The sequence below is a fragment of the Paracoccus sediminis genome (assembly GCF_900188295.1).
GTDB lineage: Bacteria > Pseudomonadota > Alphaproteobacteria > Rhodobacterales > Rhodobacteraceae > Paracoccus > Paracoccus sediminis.
The window spans coordinates 455,676-474,943 of sequence record NZ_FZNM01000001.1; the positions used below are offsets into that span (position 1 = coordinate 455,676).

The window sequence follows — 19,268 nt, forward strand, 5'->3', positions numbered from 1 at the left end:
GAAACGGGCGACGGCCATGACGGTCATGGGATGGCGGCCATCCGGCCGCTGTCAGAACCGTGAACGCGCCATCCGGTCCGTGCGCCGGTCTTGAGATTGACATGCCCGTCTGCCGCGCATGACATGCGAGGCAGACGCGCCGACCTTTCAGGGGATGACATATGCAACGCCGCACCTTTCTGATCGCCGGCACGGGAATGCTGGTCCTGCCCACCGTCGCGCTGGCGGAACGGATCAACCCCATGCCCGAGGAACTGAGGAAAGCCCTGGAACGCGATCCCACCGCCCCCGTCCTGGGCAATCCCGACGGTGACGTGACCCTGACCGAGTTCTTCGACTACAACTGTCCCTTCTGCCGCAAGATGGTCGGCCCGATCCACCGCCTGATCCTGTCCGACCCGAACCTGCGCGTGGTGTTTCGCGAATGGCCCGTGTTCGGTCCCGATTCCGAGGACGCCGCGCGGGTCTCGCTCGCCTCGCTCTCTCAGGGACGGTACTGGCAGACGCACCAGGCCATATTCTCGATCCGGGGCAAGGTCGATGCCGACTCGGCCAGGCTGGCCGCCGCCAAGGCCGGGCTTGACATGACGCGCCTGGAACAGGACATCCAGTCCGAGCGTGTGGAGCGCCACATCACCTACAGCTTTCTGCTGGCCGACCATATGGGCCTGGTGGGCACGCCCAGCTTTATCGCCGGAGACGAGGGCGCCTTTGGCGAATACAGCCTGGAGGATCTGCGCGGCCTGGTGCAGCGCGCGCGTGAATCGCTGGGGTGAGCCGTCGGCCGGCGCCTGCGGGTGACGGGGGCGATCCGACGCCGCCGGGCCGTGCCGTTCGGGGACGTATCCGTGTCTCAGGACGCAGCGGCGGGCAGGGACTGCGCGCCCCCGGCCAAGGGATGCGCGTCATCGCTTGTTCGGTGATCGGTGACGCAATGCGCATGATCGCTCAGCACCTCGATGACCCGGCAATCCGATATCGTGTCGCCAGCGCATTGCAGCACCATGCGTTCCAGTTCGGTCTTCAGCGACATCAGCCGCGCAAGGCGGCTTTCGACCTCGACAAGCTGCGCCTTTGCGATGGCATCGGCAGCGGCGCAGGATTGATCGGGATTGTCCGACAGGCTGAGCAGGTCGCGGATGGCCTCGAGCGAAAAGCCCAGCTCGCGGGAATGGCGGATGAATCGCAGCCGTTCCAGGGCCTTGCGGTCATAGAACCGCTGATTGCCGCGGCTTCGCGGGGGTTGCGGCAACAGGCCGATCTGTTCGTAATAGCGGATCGTCGGGGTCTTGACGCCGGTCGCCGCGCACAGTTTTCCGATCGAAAGCATGAAAACCCCCTTGAAGCTCTAGTTGCTAGAGCAATTAAGTTGCCGATTCGATGAATGCAAGCGGGCAGGGCCTGCGGAGGTTTCAAGATGACGGATCAAGCGGTGCGCAATCAGGAATGGACGGTCAGCGGCATGGACTGCGCGGCCTGCACGACCAAGGTGACGCATGCCGTCGAACGGTTGCCCGGCGTCAGCGAGGTGCGCGTGGCCCTGATAGCGGAACGGCTGAGCCTCAATCTCGAACCCCAGACGACCCGGCCCGAGGAGATCGAGGCCGTGGTGCGCAAGCTGGGCTTCGGGATCGTGCCCAGGGAACAGGCGGTTCAGCGCAAGAAGGCGTTCGCCCTGCCGGAAGGCGACGCGGCGGCGCCCGATCCGGTCCCCACGCCGTCATCGCCGCCCCGGCCCTCGATGAAGGGGGCCTGCGCGACGGGCTGCTGCCCCCCTGTTCCGGCGGATCACGATCACAGCCAGTGCGATGCAGCGCATGACCATGGCGATCCTGGCGATCATGGCGCGGCGGCCCATGCCCACGACAACCCCGCCGATCGCGGCAAACGCTGGTTCCAGACCGCCAAGGGCAGGCTGGTCATCCTGACCGGCCTGCTGCTGGCGATGGCCTGGATTTTCGAACTGGTGACCTCGGCCGAGGCGGGCTATTGGGCCTTTCTGGCGGCCTGCCTGATCGGCGTCGCGCCGGTCGCCAAGCGGGCCTTCGAAGCGGCGCGCATGGGCCAGCCCTTCACCATCGAAAGCCTGATGTCGATTGCGGCCGTCGGCGCCCTGTTCATCGGCGCGGCCGAAGAAGCGGCCCTTGTCGTCTTCCTGTTTGCCGTGGGCGAGGTTCTGGAAGGGGTGGCCGCCAACAAGGCGCGCGACGGCATCCGTGCCCTGGCCAATCTGGTGCCCAAGACCGCGCTTCTGGAACTGGACGGCCGCACCCGCGAGGTGCCCGCCGACAGCCTGGACATCGGCCAGATCGTCGTCGTGCGGCCCGGCGACCGCGTGCCCGCCGACGGCGACATCGTCGAGGGGCTGAGCGGCATCGACGAAAGCCCCGTGACCGGCGAAAGCGTGCCGCGCAGCAAGGGTCCGGGAGATCCGGTCTTCGCCGGGTCGATCAACACCGAAGCCGTGCTGCGCGTCAGCGTCACCAAGGAACCTTCGGACAACACCATCGCGCGCATCATCCGCCTGGTCGAGGAGGCCGAGGAGGCGCGTGCGCCGACCGAACGGTTCATCGACCGGTTCAGCCGGTGGTACATGCCGGCCATCGTCGCCGTGGCGGCGCTGGTCATCGTCGTGCCGCCGCTGGGCTTTGGCGCGGACTGGGATACCTGGGTGTATCGCGGGCTGGCGCTTTTGCTGATCGGCTGCCCCTGCGCCCTGGTCATCTCGGTTCCGGCGTCCATCGCGTCGGCCTTGTCCTCGGGGGCCAAGCGGGGGCTGCTCATGAAAGGCGGCGCCGTGATCGAAGGCGCGGCGAACGTCCGCCATATCGCGTTCGACAAGACCGGGACGCTGACCGTGGGCAAGCCGGTGGTCACGCGCGTCCTGCCCGCCGCAGGCGTGACCGAGGCCGGGCTGCTGGCCGTGGCGGCGGCGGTCGAGGCAGGGTCCAGCCACCCGCTGGCCCAGGCGATCCTGCGCAAGGCGCAGGAAGCGGGCGTCGAGCCGCTGCCGTCGCGCGACGCAAAGGCGTTGCCGGGGCAGGGGGTGCAGGCCCTTGTGGACGGAACGATGGCCTGGGTGGCGTCGCCGCGCTTTGCGTCGGACATGTCGGCCATCGACGGTCCCGCGATCGATCAGGCGACCGAGCTTGAAGCCCAGGGCATGACCGTGGTTGCCGTTTTCCGTGAAGGACAGCCGCTGGGCACCATTGCCATGCGCGACGAACCGCGCGCCGATGCCGCCGAGGCGATGCGGCAGCTGAAAGCCATGGGCGTATCGGCGGTCATGCTGACCGGCGACAACCCGCGCACGGCTCAGGCCATCGCGGGCAGCCTCGGGCTGGATCATCAGGCCGAAATGATGCCCGAAGACAAGCTGGTGGCGATCCGCAAGGCGGCGGAGGGCGGCGGCGTCATGATGATCGGCGACGGCATCAACGACGCCCCGGCCCTGAAGCAGGCCAATATCGGGGTCGCCATGGGGTCGGGAACCGATGTCGCGCTGGAAACGGCGGATGCGGCGATCCTGCGCGACCGCGTGACGGACGTGCCCGCGCTGATCCGCCTGGCCCGCGCCACCATGGGCAACATCCGCCAGAACGTCACGCTGGCCCTTGGGCTGAAGGCGGTGTTCCTTGTCACCTCGGTTCTGGGGATCACCGGATTGTGGATCGCGATCCTGGCCGATACCGGCGCCACGGTCCTGGTGACGCTGAACGCTCTCAGGCTTCTTGGCTATAACCCGGAACGGGAAAGCTGATGGGGTCAGGCGCGGGCTGGCCCGCGCTGGCGATCCTGGCCGCGTATCTGGCGCTGTTCTTCTGGGGGACGGCCGAAACGGGCCGCGTCAACGGGCGCAGCGCCTGGCTGATGGGGAAAAGCAAGGGCCGGGATCGGTGGGCGGCCCTGGCCTTTCGCGTGGCCTTCGTGTGCAGCCTTGCCGGTCCGCTGGTCTGGTCGAACTGGCCCGCCCTGGGCGACCTTGACCCGCTGTGGCGGGAACGCGGCGGGGCGGGGCGGCAACTCGTCGGCGCGTTCGTCGCAGCCCTGGGCGCCATGATCGCCTTTGCCGCGCAGATGTCGATGGGGGCATCCTGGCGGGTGGGCGTGATCGGATCCGACGCCGGGGCGCTGGTGACGGGCGGCTTGTTCCGCCTCAGCCGCAATCCGACCTTTGTCGGACAGCTTGTGCTGCTGGCGGGTGTGGCGCTGGCGATTCCCGCGCTGCCGACCCTGGCCGCGCCCCTGCTGTTTTTCGCCGCCGCCCGCGCCCAGATCCCGTCCGAGGAGGCCGTGCTGCGCAGCATCCACGGCCAGGCCTATGACGACTGGGCCGCGCGGGTGCCCCGCTGGTTCGGCCTGCGGCCGGGGGAATGAACCCGGCGCGACCGGAAAGGATCGTGCGCGCATCTGTTCCTGGCAACCCGGCGCGCTCCGACGGCCTTGGGGCCGCGGCGTCCGTTCGATGTTGATCGACAACACACGCCCGGCTTGACCGGCGGCGTCAAAGCCACCATTCTCAGTCGCAGATGAAATTCATTCGCAACTGAGGCGCTTTATGGAACAACCTTCTCTCGGCTGGCGCGCTGCCTCTCACGAGCCGTCGCTGTCCGATGTCTTCCGGTCGATTGCCGTGCCGCACGGGCGGTCGGGTCTGCGACGCTTTCTGGCCTTCGTGGGTCCGGGCTATCTGGTCGCCGTGGGATACATGGATCCGGGCAACTGGGCCACATCCCTGGCCGGAGGGGCCAAGTTCGGCTATACCCTGCTGTTCGTCGCCCTGCTGTCCAACATCATGGCGATCCTGTTGCAATCGCTGTGCGCGCGGCTGGCCATCGCGTCGGGACGCGACCTGGCGCAGGCCTGCCGTGACGCGTTTCCCCGCTGGGTGTCCCTGCCCCTGTGGGTCTTTGCCGAGGCGGCCATCATTGCCACGGACCTGGCCGAGGTGATCGGCACCGCCATCGGCCTGAACCTGCTGTTCGGCATCCCCCTGGAAATCGGCATCTTCATCACCGCGGCGGACGTGTTCCTGATCCTGTGGCTGCAAAATCGCGGCTTCCGCTATGTCGAAGCCTTTGTCATCGCCCTGCTGGCGGTGATCGCGGGATGCTTTCTGGTCCAGATCGCCATGGCCGATCCCGACTGGAACGCGGTGATCCGGGGCTTTGCCCCCTCGGTCGAAATCGCGACCAATCCCGAAATGCTCTACATCGCCCTGGGCATCATCGGGGCCACGGTCATGCCCCACAATCTGTACCTGCATTCGGGCATCGTGCAGACCCGTGCCTTCGGGGTGGATCCCGGACAAAAACGGCAGGCGCTGCGGCTTGCGACCTGGGATTCGACGATCGCGCTGATGTTCGCGCTGTGCGTCAACGCCTCGATCCTGATCCTGGCCGCCGCCACCTTCTACAGCACCGGCAACACCGAGATCGTCGAGATCGACCAGGCGCACGCGCTGCTGTCGCCCCTGTTGGGCGGCGCCATCGCGCCCACCCTGTTCGGGATCGCGCTTTTGTGCTGCGGCCTGAACGCCACCATCACCGCCACCATGTCCGGTCAGATCGTGATGGAGGGGTTCATCCGCTGGCGCATCAGCCCGGTGCTGCGGCGGCTGATAACACGGGTGTTCGCCATCGTGCCCGCCATGGCGGTGATCCTGCTGTGGGGCAGCGAGGGCACGGGCCAGCTGCTGATCCTCAGCCAGGTCATCCTGAGCTTCCAGCTGCCGTTCGCCATCGTGCCGCTGGTGATGTTCACCGCAAGCCGCCGGAAGATGGGGGATCTGGTGGCGCCGCGATGGCTGACGCTGGCCTGCGCGGTGATCGCGGTCACGATCATCGGGTTGAACGCGAACCTTCTCTACAGCGTCCTGATTGCCTGACAAAGCCGTGAGCGGCCACGGTTTTGCTTGAACCTCAAGCTGCTAGAGGTGCTAGGGCAGGCGGGGACGAAACAGCATGAACGGTGATCGATGACGCTGCACCCTTTCGCAAAGGCGACCGGCCGTCTGGATGCCGGCCGGTCCCTTGCCGCCGCCGTGGCCAGGGCGCGCCTGCCGGGAAAGACCTTGCGCCTGCGGGTTCGGGGGGATTCCGCCCATGCCTGACCGCGCGTCGCCGCCGTCCGACGCCCCGATCCTTGCCGCCTTTCTGATCGCCTTGGGCGCCACGCTGGGCGCGCTGTTCATCGGCGAGGTGATGGGGCAGATGCCCTGCGTGCTGTGCTGGTATCAGCGGATCGCCATGTTCCCGCTGGTGCCGATCCTGGCCATCGGCCTGTGGCGCCAGGACGCGGCCGTCCGGTTCTATGCGCTGCCCCTGGTGCTGGCGGGCCTTGCGGTGGCCGTGTGGCATTCGGGGCTTTACGCCGGTCTGATCCCCGAAGGCGTCACCCCCTGCACGGAAAACGGTCCGTCCTGTTCGGACCGGACCCAGATGGCTGTCCTGGGCCTGCCCATCCCCTATCTTTCGCTGGGTGCCTTCGGGGCAACAGCTTTGTGTCTGATTTTCATGAAAGGAAAGCGACCATGAACCGAAGAACCGTCGTGGTGGGCGCCCTTGCCGTGGGCGCGGGCACGTTCGCCGCCGGATCCTGGTACGTCGCCCGCAGGCAAGAGGCCGAACAGGCCGCGGCCGTGCGCGAAACCCTGCAAGCCCAGCCCGACGCGCTTGTCCGGCCGCATTCGCCGATCCTGGGGCCGGCCGATGCGCCGGTGTCCGTGGTCGAATTCTTCGACCCGTCCTGCGAGGCCTGCCGGGCATTCCATCCCGTCATCAACGAGCTGCGCCGCCAGTATCCCGACCAGCTGCGCGTTGTGCTGCGCTATACGCCGTTCCACGAAGGATCGGACGAAGCCGTGCGCATCCTGGAGGTGGCCCGCCGCCAGAACCTGTTCGAGCCGGTGCTGGATGTCCTGTTCGACCAGCAGCCCGCCTGGGCGCTTCACGGTCAGCCGAACATGGATCTGGCCTGGAACGCGGCCGGAGAGGCCGGGCTTGATCTGTCGCGCGCCGAATCCGAGCGCCTTCATCCTGAGATCACCGGGATCCTGAATCAGGACATGGCCGATGTCCAGGCCATGCAGATCACGGGAACGCCGACCTTTTTCGTCAACGGAGAGCGGCTGACCGAACTGAGCATCCAGAACCTGCGCACGGCGGTTTCCGATGCGGTCGCCGGGCTTGGATAAGGCACGATACCGATGAGCTTGCGAACGATCCGCCTGATCCTGTGGGGGCTGGTTCTGGCGGCAGCGGCGGCCCTGGCGGTCCAGCAGTGGACGATGCGGGAAACGGCCGTGGATTCGTTTCGGCCCGACTTCGCCCTTCAGGACGGAAAGGGCCAGACCTATACCATGGCCGATTTCAAGGGACGGTTCGCCCTGGTCTTCTTCGGCTTTACCAACTGCCCCGACGTCTGCCCGACCACCATGTCCGAAGTCGCCCAGGTGATGGACGATCTGGGCGCCAGGGCGGACCAGGTGCAGCCGCTGTTCATCTCGATCGATCCCGAACGGGATCGCAGGCAGGGCCTGGGCGAATACGTGGCGGCCTTTCACCCGGCCATCCTGGGCCTGGCCGGCGACGATGCGGCCACGCGGGACGCCGCCAGCAGCTTCAAGATCCATTTCAGCCGCGAAGACGATCCGGCGGCCCCGGACGGCTACACTATGTCGCACAGTCCCGGATTGTATCTGGTCGGTCCGGATGGTGAATGGCTGCGACAGTTCGCCTATGAAACGCCCGCCGCCGAGATTCTGGCGGATATCGAGAAAAGGATATGACCATGAAGGCCTTCGCGCTTGCATTTGGATATGCGATGGTGCTGCCCACGCTGGCCCTGGCCGAATGCCCCGGCGTGACGGCGGGCGAACTGACCGTCTCCAAGGCCTGGTCGCGCGTGACCATCGGCACGCAGCGTCCGGCGGTCTTTTATGTCGAAATCCGCAACGACGGGCAGACCGACGATCGGCTGATCGGAATCGAGACGTCGGCCGCGGGAATGCCGATGCTGCACCAGACGGTCATCAAGGACGGCGTGGCCTCGATGCCGCATGCCGCAGCGGTCGAAATCCCGGCAGGGCAGACCGTTTCCCTGGCGCCGGGCGGCTATCACGGAATGCTGATGGATCTGACCAGGCCGCTTGTCGAGGGCGAGAGCTTTCCCGTCACGCTGACCTTTGAACAGGCGGGCGCGGTCGAGATCGAAACCCGGATCCTGCCCATCCGCGCGCAAGAGGCGCAATGCGACGCCGAACGCTGATCCTGGGCGGTGCGGGCCTGGCGGGTGCGTTCGGCTTTACCCTGGGTCTTGGCGCCTGGCGCAGCGGCGACCTGCAAGGGTCGGCCCCGGACGCGACGGCCGCGAACAGCCGGGCCGACCTGTCCCGGATGGCCTGGCGGCTGATCGACGACCGGGGCGCGCCGGTTGGACCGCAGGATTGGCTGGGGCGGGCCAGCATGGTCTTTTTCGGGTTCACCTGGTGCCCGGACGTTTGTCCCACCACGCTGATGGACATCGCCGACTGGCTGGAAGGGCTGGGACCGGATGCGGACCGGATCGGGATCGCCATGATTACCGTCGATCCCCAGCGCGACAGTCCCGCGGTTCTGGCCGAATACCTGTCGAATTTCGATCCGCGCATTCGCGGCCTGACCGGAACGCCGGATGCGGTCGCCACGGCCGCCGCCGCGTTCGGCGTCACCTATGCCCGCGTGCCGCAGTCCGACGGCGACTATACCATGAACCACACCTCGGGCGTGTTCGTCTTTCAGCCCTCGGGCGAACTGGCGAGCGTCATCGATTTCCACGAGGAGCGCCGTTTCGCGGTGCCCAAGATCCGGAGAGCCATCGGATGAAGAAGAACGCCGTGCTGATCGCGCTTGCCCTTCTGGCCGCACCTGTGCCCCTGGGGGCGCAGGACGCCCCCGGCGCCATTCATGTGGTCGAGGGACAGGGCTGCGAATGCTGCGCCAAATGGACGGAATATCTGCAAGAGCAAGGGTTCGAGGTGACGTCCGAAGAACGCTTTGGCATGCTGCTGATCCAGCACAAGATCGCGCAGGGCGTTCCGGCCCGGCTGTATTCCTGCCATACCGCGCAGATCGACGGTTATTTCCTGGAAGGCCATGTGCCCGCCGAGGATATCCGCCGGCTTCTGGACGAACGGCCGGACGCCGCCGGCCTGGCGGTGGCCGGAATGCCCTATGGCAGCCCCGGCATGGGCCCGCAAGCCAGCCGCGAAGCCTATGAGGTGCTGCTGGTGCGCAAGGACGGCAGCAGCGAGGTGTTCACCCGTTATCCCGCCGGCGACGGCGTCTAGATCAATTCCATCCCTGACGGAGCCTTTCTGAATGGCCAGTTTGAACCGGCGTCATTTTTCCCTGGCAGGCCTTGCGGCCCTGGCGGCCTGTGGCGCCCCGACGCCGCCAAAGCCGGACTTCAAGGTCTATTCCGGCCCCCCCGTCACGCAGGTCGTCGTGCAGAAAGGCCAACGGCGGATGTATCTTCTGAACGGGACGACGGTGCTCAAATCCTATGATTTCGGCCTGGGCTTCCAGCCGGTCGGCCACAAGCAGTTCGAAGGGGACGGCAAGACCCCCGAAGGGCTGTATTTCATCGACCGCTTCAATCCGCGCAGCCGGTATCACCTGTCCGTCGGCGTCTCCTATCCGAACGAACGCGATATTGCCTTTGCCCAGCAGTTCGGCCGCGATCCCGGCGGTGATATCATGATCCATGGCCGTGGTCCTGAAGGCAACCGCCTGGTGCGCCAGAAACGGGACTGGACGGCCGGGTGCATCACCGTCAGCGACGACGAGGTCGAGGACATCTATGCCATGCTGAAACCCGGCGTCCCGATCATGATCTATGCGTGACGGCCCGGCCGGGATCCGCCGGACGCCACCTGCCGCATCGTGGTTCATCGCCGCACGGCCTTGACGGATCACCGATCCGGCTCGTGTCGGCGGGGTATCGGGTTCTAGACGCCGGAGTTCGGTCCCGTCGATACGGGTTGCCCCCGCGTGTGGATCGTCCGCATGACGGATCGAATCACAGCGGTCCGTGCCGTATCCGCAAGGCCGAGACCTGCCCCCCTGTCCGGCGCGGCCCTGGCCGGTCGGGTCGATGTTGTATTCCGAAGGCAGCACGACCGTGACCAGGATCGCCGCCGCCACGCCAGCGGCGATGACGGCGGGCGCCGGCACAAGGGCCGGCACGACTGGAATCATCATCGGTCGGGTCACGGCCCCGTGCTCGGGCATCCGTTCCGCCCTCGGTCCCCTGCGGCCTTCGGACGGATCCGCATGGCGCTTGCCTTATCCCCCCAGGGGGGATATGACGCCCTTTGTGTCACATGCCCCCCATCATGCAAGCCATCCCGGCCTGATTCAGCGGCTGAAACGCGCCGAGGGTCATCTGCGCCACGTGATCGCCATGATCGAGGGGCAGCAGCCTTGTCTGGAGATCGCCCGGCAGCTGGCTGCGGTCGAAAGCGCCGTGACCGCGGCCAAGCGGGCGCTGATCCACGATCACATCGATCACTGCCTTGTCCACCAGACGGGCGACGCCCTGGCCGAGACGAAGGCCCTGAGCCGACTGTTATAGGGATCCACCATGCTGGCCATTCTGGCGAACCGCACCTATCGCCATCTGTTTGCCGCACAGGTGATCGCGCTGCTGGGCACCGGTCTGATGACGGTCGCGCTGGGGCTGCTGGCCTATGACCTTGCGGGGGCGAACGCGGGGGCGGTGCTGGGCACCGCCTTGGCGATCAAGATGATCGCCTATGTCGGCGTGGCGCCGGTGGCGCAGGCCTTCACCGACCGGCTGCCGCGCCGGTCGCTGCTGGTCGGGCTGGATCTGGTGCGGGGGGCGGTGGCACTGTGCCTGCCTTTCGTGACCGAGATCTGGCAGATCTACCTGCTGATCTTCGGGTTGCAGGCGGCGTCGGCGGCCTTTACCCCGACCTTTCAGGCGACCATCCCGGACATTCTGCCGGACGAGAACGACTATACCCGCGCCCTGTCTTTGTCGCGGCTGGCCTATGATCTGGAAAGCCTCGTCTCTCCCATGCTGGCCGCGGCGCTTCTGAGCGTCATCGGCTTTCACAGCCTGTTCGCGGGAACGGTGGTCGGATTCCTGGCGTCGGCGGCGCTGGTTCTCAGCGTGCGCCTGCCGGTGCCGCGGGCCGGGCCGTGGCGCGGGATCTGGGATCGCACGACGCGGGGGATGCGCCTTTATCTGGCCACCCCCCGCCTGCGCGGCCTGCTGGCCATCAACCTTGCGGTGGCGGCGGCAGGGTCGATGGTGATCGTGAACACCGTGGTGCTGGTCAAGACGAGCTTCGGCCTGGCCGAGCCGCAGGTGGCCCTGGCCCTGGCCGCCTTTGGCGCGGGTTCGATGGTCGCGGCGCTGGCGTTGCCACGGGTGCTGGACAAGGTTCCCGACCGTCCCGTCATGATCGCGGGCGCGGGCCTGCTGGTCGTCGGCACGGCCGCCGGGATCGCGCTTGGCAGCTATGGAACGCTGCTGGCGCTATGGCTGGCCCTGGGCTTTGGCTATTCGATCGCGCAGACGCCTTCGGGCCGGCTGCTGCGCCGGTCCGCCCATCCCGAGGACCGGCCCGCGATCTTTGCCGCGCAGTTCGCCCTGTCGCATGCCTGCTGGCTGATCTGCTATCCTCTGGCGGGGTATCTGGGCGCGACGATCGGCATGAAGGGCGCTTTCGCCGCCATGGCGGGCATCGGCCTGATCGGGCTTGGCCTTGCGGCGCGGGTGTGGCCCGCGGGCGATCCGACCGACATCGGCCACGACCATGCGGGCCTGCCGCCGGATCATCCGCATCTGGCGGCCTTTGGCGCGAACGGCGGGCATCGCCATGCCGTCGTGATCGACGACCTGCACCACCATTGGCCCGGCGCCCGCCGTCATTAGCCGCATCCGTCCCCTGCGCGGCGTCCGCGCCGGGCGGTCGCATGGCAATGTCACCGAAACGTGCTTGGCATCCGGCGTTTTTTTGACGGCCGCGCGCGTTTCTGCGTCAACGATGTCACCGCACGGATTCCACGCCATGACCGCCACGACCGACCGCCCGCCACGGCTTTTGTCCATAGCCACGGCGGTGCCGCCCGAGGTACTGGTCCAGCAGGACATCCTGGACGAAGCCCGCAGCCTGTTGCAGGAACGGTTTTCCCAGTTCGACCGGCTTGCCCCGGCCTTTCTGAACGCAGGCATCGATACGCGCCATTCCGTCGTCCCCCTTGACTGGTTCCGCCATCCGCACGGATGGGGCGACCGCACCGCCGCCTATGCGGCAGGGGCCACCGCGTTGTTCCGCGACGCCGCCGGCACGGCGCTGGACCGGGCGGGGCTGCACGCGGGACAGGTCGATGTGGTGGTGACGGTATCGTCGACGGGCATCGTCACCCCCACGCTCGAGGCGCTTGCGGCCAAGGCCATGGGTTTCAGACCGGACGTGATGCGGGTTCCCGTGTTCGGTCTTGGCTGCGCGGGCGGCGTGTCCGGCCTGGCCATCGCGCGCGATCTGGCCGTCGCCCGGCCCGGCGCCGTCGTTCTGCTGGTCGCCGTCGAAACATGCACGGTGTTGTTCCGGCTTGACCGCTTGACCAAGGCCGACATCATCGCCACCGCGCTGTTCGGGGATGGCGCGGCTGCGGTCGTGATGCGCGCGGGCAGGGGCGAGGATGCCGGACCCGAACTGGGCCGGGGCCGTCAGCACATGTGGCCCGACACCCTGGGCATCATGGGCTGGACGGTCGAGGAAACCGGCCTGGGCGTCGTGTTCGACCGTTCGATTCCCGCCTTTGCCGAAACCGAACTGCGCGCGGCGATGGACGCCGTGGCGCCGGACGGCAGGGTGGACCGCCATGTCTGCCATCCGGGCGGCGCCAAGGTCGTCGCGGCCCTGGAAACCACCCTGGATCTGGCCGAAGGATCGCTGGACATCGAACGGCGGATCCTGGCCCGCTATGGCAACATGTCCGCGCCCACAGTGCTGTTCGTGCTGGAGGCCGCGTTGCGGTCGGGTCTGCGCGGCCGTCTGATGACGCTGGCCCTGGGGCCGGGCTTTACCCTGTCCGCGCTGCCGGTCCAGGTGCGCTGAATGGCCGAGCTTTACCCCGCATCCCTGGCCTTTATCGTCTTTCTGCTGTTGCAGCGCGGGGCGGAACTGATTCTGGCCCGGCGCAACACGCGCAGGCTGCTGGCGCGCGGCGCCGTCGAACACGGTGCGGGTCATTATCCGCTGATCGTGGCAATGCACGCGGCCTGGCTGCTGGCGATCTGCGTGTGGGGCTGGAACAATCCGGTCCACTGGGGCTGGCTGGCAGCCTTTGCGCTGTTGCAGGCAATCCGTGTCTGGGTGCTGGCAAGCCTGGGTTCCCGCTGGACGACGCGGATCATCGTGCTGGACGAACCCCTGGTTATGCGCGGGCCTTATCGCTGGATCGCCCATCCGAACTATGCGGTCGTGGTCGCGGAAATCCTGGTCGCGCCGATGGTGCTGGGCCTGTGGCCGGTGGCGGCGGCCTTTACCGTCCTGAACGCCCTCGTGCTGAAAATCCGCATCGATGCCGAATCGCGGGCCCTGCAGGGACTGCGGCAACCGCGCCCCGGCGCGGCGCGCGGATGACCGCCGCCGGCTGCGCCCCCGCCGGAATCACGCCCTGTCCGGCGACGGCCGACGGAACCGCGCCGCCATGGCCTCGGTCTGGCGGGCCAGGATCGTGGCATCAACCCCCACGGCGGTAAAGATCGTTCCCAAGTCGATGCAGCGGGCCGCAAAGACCGGATCGGTCGTCAGGATGCCTGCCGGCTTGCCGCAGGCCTGGATCCGGGCGATGGCGCCTTCGACCGCCGCGACCACCTCGGGATGGCCCAGCAGGCCCGCATGGCCAAGGCTGGCGGCAAGATCGGCGGGACCGATAAAGACCCCGTCCACGCCGGGGGTAGAGGCGATTTCCTCGAGCCGGTCGAGCGCCTCGCGGGTTTCGACCTGCACCAGCAGGCAGATCTCGTCGGCGGCACGGGCCGCGTAATCGGCCACGCGGCCGAACCGGGTCGCCCGCGTCGCGCCCGACACGCCGCGGATTCCGTCAGGAGGATAGCGGGTGGCCGCGACGGCCGCGCGCGCCTCGGCGGCAGAATTGACCATCGGGATCAGCAGGCTTTGCGCGCCGATGTCCAGCAGGCGCTTGACCAGCACCGGGTCGTTTGCCGCCGGACGCACCACCGCCGAGACCGGATAGGGCGCGACCGCCTGCAACTGCGCCAACACCGTCAGCGGGTCCGACGGGCTGTGTTCCGTGTCGAACAGCAGCCAGTCATACCCCGACCCGGCGACGCATTCCGCCGCATAGCCGCCGGGCAGGCTGCACCACAGGCCGATCTGGCCCCGCCCCTGGGCCAGGGCCTTCTTGAACAGGTTGACGGGAAGATCCATGGCCTGCATTCCCTAGACGATGCGGACGCCAATGGCGCCAAGGGGGCCGTAATCGGCCTGGATGACGTCGCCCGCCGCGATGTCCACCGCGCGGGTGAACGATCCGCCCAGCACGACATCGCCCTTGGCCAGGCCTCCGCCGACGGCCGCCAGCGTGTTGACCAGCCAGGCGATCCCGGCGGCCGGATGGCCCATGACGGCAGCGGCAAGGCCCGTATCCTCGATGACGCCGTTCTGGGACAGGATCGCGCCGATCCACCGCAGGTCCACATCGAACGGCCGAACGGGCCGGCCGCCCATGACAATGGCGCCGAACGCCGCGTTGTCGGCGATGGTGTCGGTTATGGCGCGGGGCACATGTGTGCGATAGTCGATGATTTCCAGCGCAGGCAGGACGAATTCGGTCGCCCGAAGCACGTCATGGACCTGCGTGCCGCTGCCGCGCAGGTCGCTGCCCATGACAAAGGCCAACTCCACCTCCAGCCGGGGCTTGATGAAGCGGTCGAACGGGATCCGGGCGCCGTCGTGGTAAAGCGCGTCGTCCAGGATCCGCCCGTAATCCGGTTCGGTCATGTTCGAGGCGATCTGCATGGCGCGGCTGGTCAGGCCGATCTTGTGTCCGATGGCCTTGGCGCCCGCCGCGATGCGCGCCGCCGCCCACAGATCCTGGATGGCATAGGCGTCGTGCAGATCCATGCCCGGCCACTGCCTGGATGGCTGGACCATGGGTGTCCTGGACCGTTCCGCGGCCAGGATCGCCTGCGCCGCCGTGCGTCGTTCGTCGTCGGTCAGCATCGTGGCCTCATTTTATCGGGGCCTGGGGCAACGTGGCCGCGCCCTGCTCCAGAACATAGGTGTAATCCAGCGAATACCAGGGCACCGCGCGATCCGGGTCATCGGGATCGGGGTCGTGGTGGATCACGAAATCGCCCGTCAGGGCTTGGGTCACGCCGAACTGGGCGTCGCTGTCGATCCAGGGGCAGGACGGATCGAAGACCTGAGAGATCAGGGTCTTGTAGCCTTCCTTGAAGATCAGAGCGTGCAGATGGGCGGGGCGAAAGGGGTGACGGCCTTGCGCCCGCAGCAGACAGCCCACGACGCCGTCCGTCGGGATGGGATAGCCGACCATCTTGACGGTGGTGAACCAGAACCGGCCGTCCGCATCCGTGGTGAACTTGCCGCGCAGGTTCATGTCGGCCTGGTCGGGATCCTGGTTTTCGTAAAGGCCCACGGGGGACGCGTGCCAGACATCGACCTCGGCCCCGGCGATGGGACGCCCCGCGCGGTCCACGACGCGGCCGTGAACGATCAGCGGCGTGCCGGGGGTGTCGGACCGGATGATGCTGCCGCCGTTTTCGACGCGCGGGCTGTTCATTCGCCAGAACGGTCCCAGCAGCGACTGCGCGGTTTCGGTCTGCCCGCCATCGCCGTTGTTCTGAAGACAGACGAGGCTTGACACGCCCAGCGACCCGGCCATCAGCACGAATTCGTTGTGGCGGTCCGTTGCCAGCGCGCCGATTCTGTTCAGGATGGCGGTGGCGGCGCGGAATTCGTCCTCGGTCAGCTTCGTGTCGCGGACAAAGCCGTGCAGATGCCTGACCAGCGACACCATGATCTCTCGCAGGCGGGGATCGCCGGTCTGTTCCATGACCTGAAGGACGGCTGGCGTCACGTCCGACGCCGTTCGGATGGCCATGCTTTCCTCCCTCTGCCACGAACATTAATCATCGATTATAATACCATCGTCAAGCGCAGAATATCTTGCGTTTCCCCGTGCCTTGCGCTTGCACGCCCCATAATTCATCTTTCGCTGCCAGGAATAATCGTTTATTTTTGACGTGCCGAAATTTGGGGTGCTGCCGTGATGTCCGACCGCCACGTCCAGCCGGGCGATGAAGGCAAGAACACCATGTCCAGCCAGATCCTGCTGCGGTTGCGCGAAAGGATCGTGTCGGGCGACCTGGCGGCGGGCAGCAAGATCAATCTGGATCAGGTTCGCGCAGGGCTTCAGGTCAGCCTCAGCCCCCTGAGAGAGGCGCTGGCAAGGCTGACCGCCGACGGGCTGGTGCTGTTCGAGGACAATCGCGGCTATCGCGTCGCCCCCGTCTCGGCCACCGACTTCGAGGAGATCGTCCTTTTGCGCGACCGGTTCGAAACCCATGCGCTGCGGGAATCCATGGCGAACGGTGATCTGTCCTGGGAGGGAGAGGTCATTCGCGCGCTGCACCGGCTGAACCGCAGCGAACGCGATGCAAACTGCCCCGACACCCTGGCCCTGTGGGAGGCGGCGCATCGCGAGTTCCACCTGGCCCTGATCGCGGGCTGCGGGATGCCGGTGCTGCTGCGCTTCTGCGCGACGCTGCTGACCCTGCACGACCGGTACCGCCGCACCTTTCTGCGCCGCACGTCGGGCGACCGGAACGTGGTTCTGGAACACAGCGAGATTGCGCAGGCCGCCGTCGCGCGCGATGCCGATTATGCCTGCGACCGGCTGCGCGACCACCTGGCCCGCACCTCGGGCAACCTGCGCGATTACCTGCGGCAGGGCGGTCCGGGCAAATGAGACCTGTCGGACTGGCTCATTTCTCGGCCATCGAGCTTGGTCCCGCCGAACTGGTTTCGGCGGCGGCGCGGGCGGGGTTCGCCGCGGTTGGCCTGCGGCTGTTTCCTGCCTTTCCCGGTGCGCCCTGTTACGCCGTTCCGCAGGGCAGCCGGGCCGCGCGCGACCTGCGGCGGCGGCTGGACGATACCGGACTGGCCGTTCATGACATCGAATTCGTCGTCATCGACGCCGATTTCCGCCCGCAGACGCTGTTGCCGGTTCTGGAGGACGCAGCCGCCCTGGGCGCGCGACGGCTGAGCGTGTGCGGCCAGGACGGCGACCGTGCGCGTCTGATCGACAGCTTCGCGGCCTTGTGCGCCCTTGCGGACCGAATCGGCATGGGGGTCGATCTGGAAAACATGGGCTGGCGGCCCATCCGTGCGCTGTCCGACAGCCTGGCGGTGGTTCGGGCGGCGGGGGCGTCGAACGGCGGTGTGCTGGCCGATGCGCTGCATCTGTTCCGGAACGGGGCGACGGCCGATGATCTTGCCGCCGTTTCCCCGCCGTGCCTGCGTCATGCGCAGCTTTGCGATGCGCGCGGCCCTTCGCCTCTGACCGACGCCTTGCGCATGGCCGAGGCGCGCGGCGGCCGTCTGCCGCCGGGGCAGGGGGAATTGCCGCTGTCGGCGATGCTGACGGCGCTGCCCCCGGACGCGCATCTGTCGGTCGAGGTGCCGATGAACGGCGGCCAGGATGTCGATGCCCATCTGGCTTGCCTGATGCGGGGCGCACGGTCCGTGCTGCTGCCTGCCTGAGGCACGGGCCGATCCGACACGGCCGGCCCGCCGGTCCCGGCGCGCGGGTCGATTGACAAAAATTGCCCGGAATCGTTGCGGCGAAGACGGTCCGAAACTGCCCGGACGGCGTTGACAGGGATGATGGAATGGTTTCGCCCAGAACCCTATATCCTGCTGCTGACCGGGACGGGTTTCCTGATCGCCCTTGTGGCCTGGCTGCCGCTGGCGCTCAAGAGGCTCCCGCTGTCGCTGCCCATCGTCTGCATCGGGCTGGGGGCGGCGCTGTTTTCGTTGCCGCAGGTGACGCTGGTGCCATCGCCGCTGGCCTATCCCGAAATCGCCGAACGGTTCACGGAATTCGTGGTCATCATCGCGCTGATGGGCGCGGGCCTGAAGCTGGATCGGGTGTTCGGAATGCGCCGGTGGCAGGTGACGTGGCGCCTGATCCTGGTCACGCTTCCGCTTGGGATCGCGGCCATCGCGGTGCTTTTCGGCGGCGTGATGGGGCTGCCCTGGATGGCGGCGTTGCTGCTGGGCGCGGTGCTGGCGCCCACCGATCCGGTGCTGGCCGCCGATGTGCAGGTCGGCCCCCCGAAGACCGGCGAGGAGGACGAAGTGCGCTTTGCCCTGACATCCGAGGCCGGGATGAACGACGGCGCCGCCTTTCCCTTCGTCAACCTGGTCATCGTCCTGGCGATGGCGGCCAGCACCGGTGAGCCTTGGGCCGCCAAATGGCTGACCTATCATGTGCTGTGGGAAATCGGCGCGGGGGTCGCCGGGGGCTGGCTGGTGGGACGCGCCTTCGGCTGGGTGACGTTCCGCATCCCGGCGGAAACCAAGCTGGCCCAGACCGGCGACGGTTTGATCGCCCTGGCGGCCACCTTCGTGTCCTATGGCCTGACCGAGATCATCCAGTCCTATGGGTTTCTGTCGGTGTTCGTGACGGCCCTGACCTTTCGCCACGCCCACCGCAATCACGATTTCCACCGGGAAATGCACGACGTGGCCGAACAGGTCGAACGTCTGGCGATGATGGTGCTGCTGGTGCTGTTCGGCGGCGCGCTGGCGGACGGGCTGCTGGCGCCGCTTGCCTGGACGGATCTTGTCGCGGCGCTGGTGATCCTGCTGGTGATCCGGCCGGTCACGGGTCTGATCGGCCTTGCCGGGCTTCGCGCCGGCTGGCACGAAAAGCTGGTGATCGCCTTTTTCGGCATCCGGGGCGTGGGATCGTTCTATTACCTAGCCTACGCGCTCAATCACATGACCGTCCAGGGGGCCGAGCGTTTGTGGGCGATCGTCGGGCTGGTCGTGGCCATCTCGATCCTCATGCACGGGCTGACCGTGACGCCCGTGATGCGCCGCCTCGACCGCAGGCAGGGCCGCGATCCCGATGCAGACGACATCCCGCCGCCGGGCTTGCAGGGACCGGGGGGATGAGGGATCGCCGCAAGGACGACCG

General features: G+C 67.3%; 23 protein-coding genes. 19 read left to right on the forward strand and 4 right to left on the reverse strand.

Features of this window, described 5'->3' with window-relative positions:
- Positions 1–161 precede the first annotated feature (161 nt).
- Positions 162–776 carry a DsbA family protein gene (locus CHB77_RS02435; RefSeq protein ID WP_089386568.1) on the forward strand — a complete coding sequence of 205 codons (615 nt, stop codon included), beginning with the start codon at positions 162–164 and terminating at the stop codon, positions 774–776.
- A gap of 77 nt (positions 777–853) precedes the next feature.
- Here CHB77_RS02435 and CHB77_RS02440 read toward each other — a convergent pair whose 3' ends face one another.
- Positions 854–1,330: a MerR family transcriptional regulator gene (locus CHB77_RS02440; protein WP_089386569.1), complete on the reverse strand. Its 477-nt coding sequence runs from the start codon at positions 1,328–1,330 to the stop codon at positions 854–856.
- A gap of 87 nt (positions 1,331–1,417) precedes the next feature.
- On the opposite strand from CHB77_RS02440, the gene CHB77_RS02445 reads away from it, so the two are divergent.
- From CHB77_RS02445 to CHB77_RS02510, 15 genes are all read left to right on the forward strand, one after another.
- A complete protein-coding gene (locus tag CHB77_RS02445; RefSeq protein WP_089386570.1) occupies positions 1,418–3,760 on the forward strand; it encodes a heavy metal translocating P-type ATPase in 2,343 nt (780 codons plus the stop codon).
- Positions 3,760–4,377: a methyltransferase family protein gene (locus CHB77_RS02450; protein WP_089386571.1), complete on the forward strand. Its 618-nt coding sequence runs from the start codon at positions 3,760–3,762 to the stop codon at positions 4,375–4,377. Before CHB77_RS02445 ends, CHB77_RS02450 begins: the two co-directional genes overlap by 1 nt.
- Before the next feature lie 181 nt (positions 4,378–4,558).
- Entirely contained in the window at positions 4,559–5,887 is a 1,329-nt protein-coding gene (locus CHB77_RS02455; RefSeq protein ID WP_089386572.1) for an Nramp family divalent metal transporter, read from the forward strand.
- A 90-nt stretch (positions 5,888–5,977) separates the two neighbouring features.
- On the forward strand, positions 5,978–6,112 hold the full coding sequence (locus CHB77_RS18760; protein WP_278185001.1) for a hypothetical protein: 135 nt from the start codon (positions 5,978–5,980) through the stop codon (positions 6,110–6,112).
- On the forward strand, positions 6,105–6,536 hold the full coding sequence (locus CHB77_RS02460) for a disulfide bond formation protein B (protein ID WP_089386573.1): 432 nt from the start codon (positions 6,105–6,107) through the stop codon (positions 6,534–6,536). The genes CHB77_RS18760 and CHB77_RS02460 overlap by 8 nt, the downstream gene beginning before the upstream one ends.
- Positions 6,533–7,195, forward strand: a complete 663-nt coding sequence (locus CHB77_RS02465; RefSeq protein ID WP_089386574.1) for a DsbA family protein — start codon at positions 6,533–6,535, stop codon at positions 7,193–7,195. The genes CHB77_RS02460 and CHB77_RS02465 overlap by 4 nt, the downstream gene beginning before the upstream one ends.
- A gap of 12 nt (positions 7,196–7,207) precedes the next feature.
- The gene (locus CHB77_RS02470) at positions 7,208–7,789 is read left to right on the forward strand and encodes an SCO family protein (protein WP_089386575.1); all 582 of its coding nucleotides are present in this window, start codon (positions 7,208–7,210) and stop codon (positions 7,787–7,789) included.
- A 2-nt stretch (positions 7,790–7,791) separates the two neighbouring features.
- Positions 7,792–8,268 (forward strand): copper chaperone PCu(A)C, encoded by a 477-nt coding sequence (locus CHB77_RS02475; RefSeq protein ID WP_089386576.1) that lies wholly within the window; start codon positions 7,792–7,794, stop codon positions 8,266–8,268.
- Entirely contained in the window at positions 8,250–8,864 is a 615-nt protein-coding gene (locus CHB77_RS02480; protein ID WP_089386577.1) for an SCO family protein, read from the forward strand. The genes CHB77_RS02475 and CHB77_RS02480 overlap by 19 nt, the downstream gene beginning before the upstream one ends.
- A complete protein-coding gene (locus tag CHB77_RS02485) occupies positions 8,861–9,328 on the forward strand; it encodes a DUF411 domain-containing protein (RefSeq protein WP_089386578.1) in 468 nt (155 codons plus the stop codon). The genes CHB77_RS02480 and CHB77_RS02485 overlap by 4 nt, the downstream gene beginning before the upstream one ends.
- 31 nt (positions 9,329–9,359) lie before the next feature.
- A complete protein-coding gene (locus tag CHB77_RS02490) occupies positions 9,360–9,884 on the forward strand; it encodes a L,D-transpeptidase family protein (protein WP_089386579.1) in 525 nt (174 codons plus the stop codon).
- Between the two features lie 460 nt (positions 9,885–10,344).
- The gene (locus CHB77_RS02495; RefSeq protein WP_089386580.1) at positions 10,345–10,614 is read left to right on the forward strand and encodes a metal-sensing transcriptional repressor; all 270 of its coding nucleotides are present in this window, start codon (positions 10,345–10,347) and stop codon (positions 10,612–10,614) included.
- A 9-nt stretch (positions 10,615–10,623) separates the two neighbouring features.
- Positions 10,624–11,943 (forward strand): MFS transporter, encoded by a 1,320-nt coding sequence (locus tag CHB77_RS02500; RefSeq protein WP_089386581.1) that lies wholly within the window; start codon positions 10,624–10,626, stop codon positions 11,941–11,943.
- Between the two features lie 136 nt (positions 11,944–12,079).
- Positions 12,080–13,132, forward strand: a complete 1,053-nt coding sequence (locus CHB77_RS02505; RefSeq protein ID WP_089386582.1) for a type III polyketide synthase — start codon at positions 12,080–12,082, stop codon at positions 13,130–13,132.
- A complete protein-coding gene (locus tag CHB77_RS02510; RefSeq protein ID WP_089386583.1) occupies positions 13,133–13,660 on the forward strand; it encodes an isoprenylcysteine carboxyl methyltransferase family protein in 528 nt (175 codons plus the stop codon).
- Positions 13,661–13,687: 27 nt separating this feature from the next.
- Here the strand turns inward: CHB77_RS02510 and CHB77_RS02515 are convergent, their stop codons facing one another.
- The 3 genes from CHB77_RS02515 to CHB77_RS02525 are packed head-to-tail and all read right to left on the reverse strand — an operon-like array spanning position 13,688 to position 16,166.
- Positions 13,688–14,470, reverse strand: a complete 783-nt coding sequence (locus CHB77_RS02515; RefSeq protein ID WP_089386715.1) for an aldolase/citrate lyase family protein — start codon at positions 14,468–14,470, stop codon at positions 13,688–13,690.
- 12 nt (positions 14,471–14,482) lie between these two features.
- Positions 14,483–15,265 carry a fumarylacetoacetate hydrolase family protein gene (locus tag CHB77_RS02520; RefSeq protein ID WP_089386584.1) on the reverse strand — a complete coding sequence of 261 codons (783 nt, stop codon included), beginning with the start codon at positions 15,263–15,265 and terminating at the stop codon, positions 14,483–14,485.
- A 7-nt stretch (positions 15,266–15,272) separates the two neighbouring features.
- Positions 15,273–16,166, reverse strand: a complete 894-nt coding sequence (locus tag CHB77_RS02525) for a dioxygenase family protein (protein ID WP_089386585.1) — start codon at positions 16,164–16,166, stop codon at positions 15,273–15,275.
- Between the two features lie 168 nt (positions 16,167–16,334).
- Here CHB77_RS02525 and CHB77_RS02530 point away from each other — a divergent pair, with 168 nt between their 5' ends.
- The 3 genes from CHB77_RS02530 to CHB77_RS02540 all read left to right on the forward strand — a co-directional run bounded on the left by CHB77_RS02530 (position 16,335) and on the right by CHB77_RS02540 (position 19,246).
- Entirely contained in the window at positions 16,335–17,033 is a 699-nt protein-coding gene (locus CHB77_RS02530; protein ID WP_089386586.1) for a GntR family transcriptional regulator, read from the forward strand.
- Entirely contained in the window at positions 17,030–17,827 is a 798-nt protein-coding gene (locus CHB77_RS02535) for a sugar phosphate isomerase/epimerase family protein (RefSeq protein ID WP_089386587.1), read from the forward strand. Before CHB77_RS02530 ends, CHB77_RS02535 begins: the two co-directional genes overlap by 4 nt.
- A gap of 120 nt (positions 17,828–17,947) precedes the next feature.
- On the forward strand, positions 17,948–19,246 hold the full coding sequence (locus CHB77_RS02540; RefSeq protein WP_207303005.1) for a cation:proton antiporter: 1,299 nt from the start codon (positions 17,948–17,950) through the stop codon (positions 19,244–19,246).
- The last annotated feature ends 22 nt before the right edge of the window (positions 19,247–19,268 follow it).

Bases quoted from the DNA above. Each gene is read 5' to 3' on its own strand.
- CHB77_RS02525 (WP_089386585.1), bottom strand. From the start codon at position 16,166: ATGGCCATCCGAACGGCGTCGGACGTGACGCCAGCCGTCCTTCAGGTC.
- CHB77_RS02520 (WP_089386584.1), bottom strand. From the start codon at position 15,265: ATGCTGACCGACGACGAACGACGCACGGCGGCGCAGGCGATCCTGGCC.
- CHB77_RS02450 (WP_089386571.1), top strand. From the start codon at position 3,760: ATGGGGTCAGGCGCGGGCTGGCCCGCGCTGGCGATCCTGGCCGCGTAT.
- CHB77_RS02465 (WP_089386574.1), top strand. From the start codon at position 6,533: ATGAACCGAAGAACCGTCGTGGTGGGCGCCCTTGCCGTGGGCGCGGGC.
- CHB77_RS02530 (WP_089386586.1), top strand. From the start codon at position 16,335: ATGTCCGACCGCCACGTCCAGCCGGGCGATGAAGGCAAGAACACCATG.
- CHB77_RS02540 (WP_207303005.1), top strand. From the start codon at position 17,948: ATGATGGAATGGTTTCGCCCAGAACCCTATATCCTGCTGCTGACCGGG.
- CHB77_RS02460 (WP_089386573.1), top strand. From the start codon at position 6,105: ATGCCTGACCGCGCGTCGCCGCCGTCCGACGCCCCGATCCTTGCCGCC.
- CHB77_RS02495 (WP_089386580.1), top strand. From the start codon at position 10,345: ATGACGCCCTTTGTGTCACATGCCCCCCATCATGCAAGCCATCCCGGC.
- CHB77_RS02480 (WP_089386577.1), top strand. From the start codon at position 8,250: ATGCGACGCCGAACGCTGATCCTGGGCGGTGCGGGCCTGGCGGGTGCG.
- CHB77_RS02490 (WP_089386579.1), top strand. From the start codon at position 9,360: ATGGCCAGTTTGAACCGGCGTCATTTTTCCCTGGCAGGCCTTGCGGCC.
- CHB77_RS02455 (WP_089386572.1), top strand. From the start codon at position 4,559: ATGGAACAACCTTCTCTCGGCTGGCGCGCTGCCTCTCACGAGCCGTCG.
- CHB77_RS02470 (WP_089386575.1), top strand. From the start codon at position 7,208: ATGAGCTTGCGAACGATCCGCCTGATCCTGTGGGGGCTGGTTCTGGCG.
- CHB77_RS02535 (WP_089386587.1), top strand. From the start codon at position 17,030: ATGAGACCTGTCGGACTGGCTCATTTCTCGGCCATCGAGCTTGGTCCC.
- CHB77_RS02435 (WP_089386568.1), top strand. From the start codon at position 162: ATGCAACGCCGCACCTTTCTGATCGCCGGCACGGGAATGCTGGTCCTG.
- CHB77_RS02485 (WP_089386578.1), top strand. From the start codon at position 8,861: ATGAAGAAGAACGCCGTGCTGATCGCGCTTGCCCTTCTGGCCGCACCT.
- CHB77_RS18760 (WP_278185001.1), top strand. From the start codon at position 5,978: ATGACGCTGCACCCTTTCGCAAAGGCGACCGGCCGTCTGGATGCCGGC.
- CHB77_RS02500 (WP_089386581.1), top strand. From the start codon at position 10,624: ATGCTGGCCATTCTGGCGAACCGCACCTATCGCCATCTGTTTGCCGCA.
- CHB77_RS02505 (WP_089386582.1), top strand. From the start codon at position 12,080: ATGACCGCCACGACCGACCGCCCGCCACGGCTTTTGTCCATAGCCACG.
- CHB77_RS02510 (WP_089386583.1), top strand. From the start codon at position 13,133: ATGGCCGAGCTTTACCCCGCATCCCTGGCCTTTATCGTCTTTCTGCTG.
- CHB77_RS02475 (WP_089386576.1), top strand. From the start codon at position 7,792: ATGAAGGCCTTCGCGCTTGCATTTGGATATGCGATGGTGCTGCCCACG.
- CHB77_RS02445 (WP_089386570.1), top strand. From the start codon at position 1,418: ATGACGGATCAAGCGGTGCGCAATCAGGAATGGACGGTCAGCGGCATG.
- CHB77_RS02440 (WP_089386569.1), bottom strand. From the start codon at position 1,330: ATGCTTTCGATCGGAAAACTGTGCGCGGCGACCGGCGTCAAGACCCCG.
- CHB77_RS02515 (WP_089386715.1), bottom strand. From the start codon at position 14,470: ATGGATCTTCCCGTCAACCTGTTCAAGAAGGCCCTGGCCCAGGGGCGG.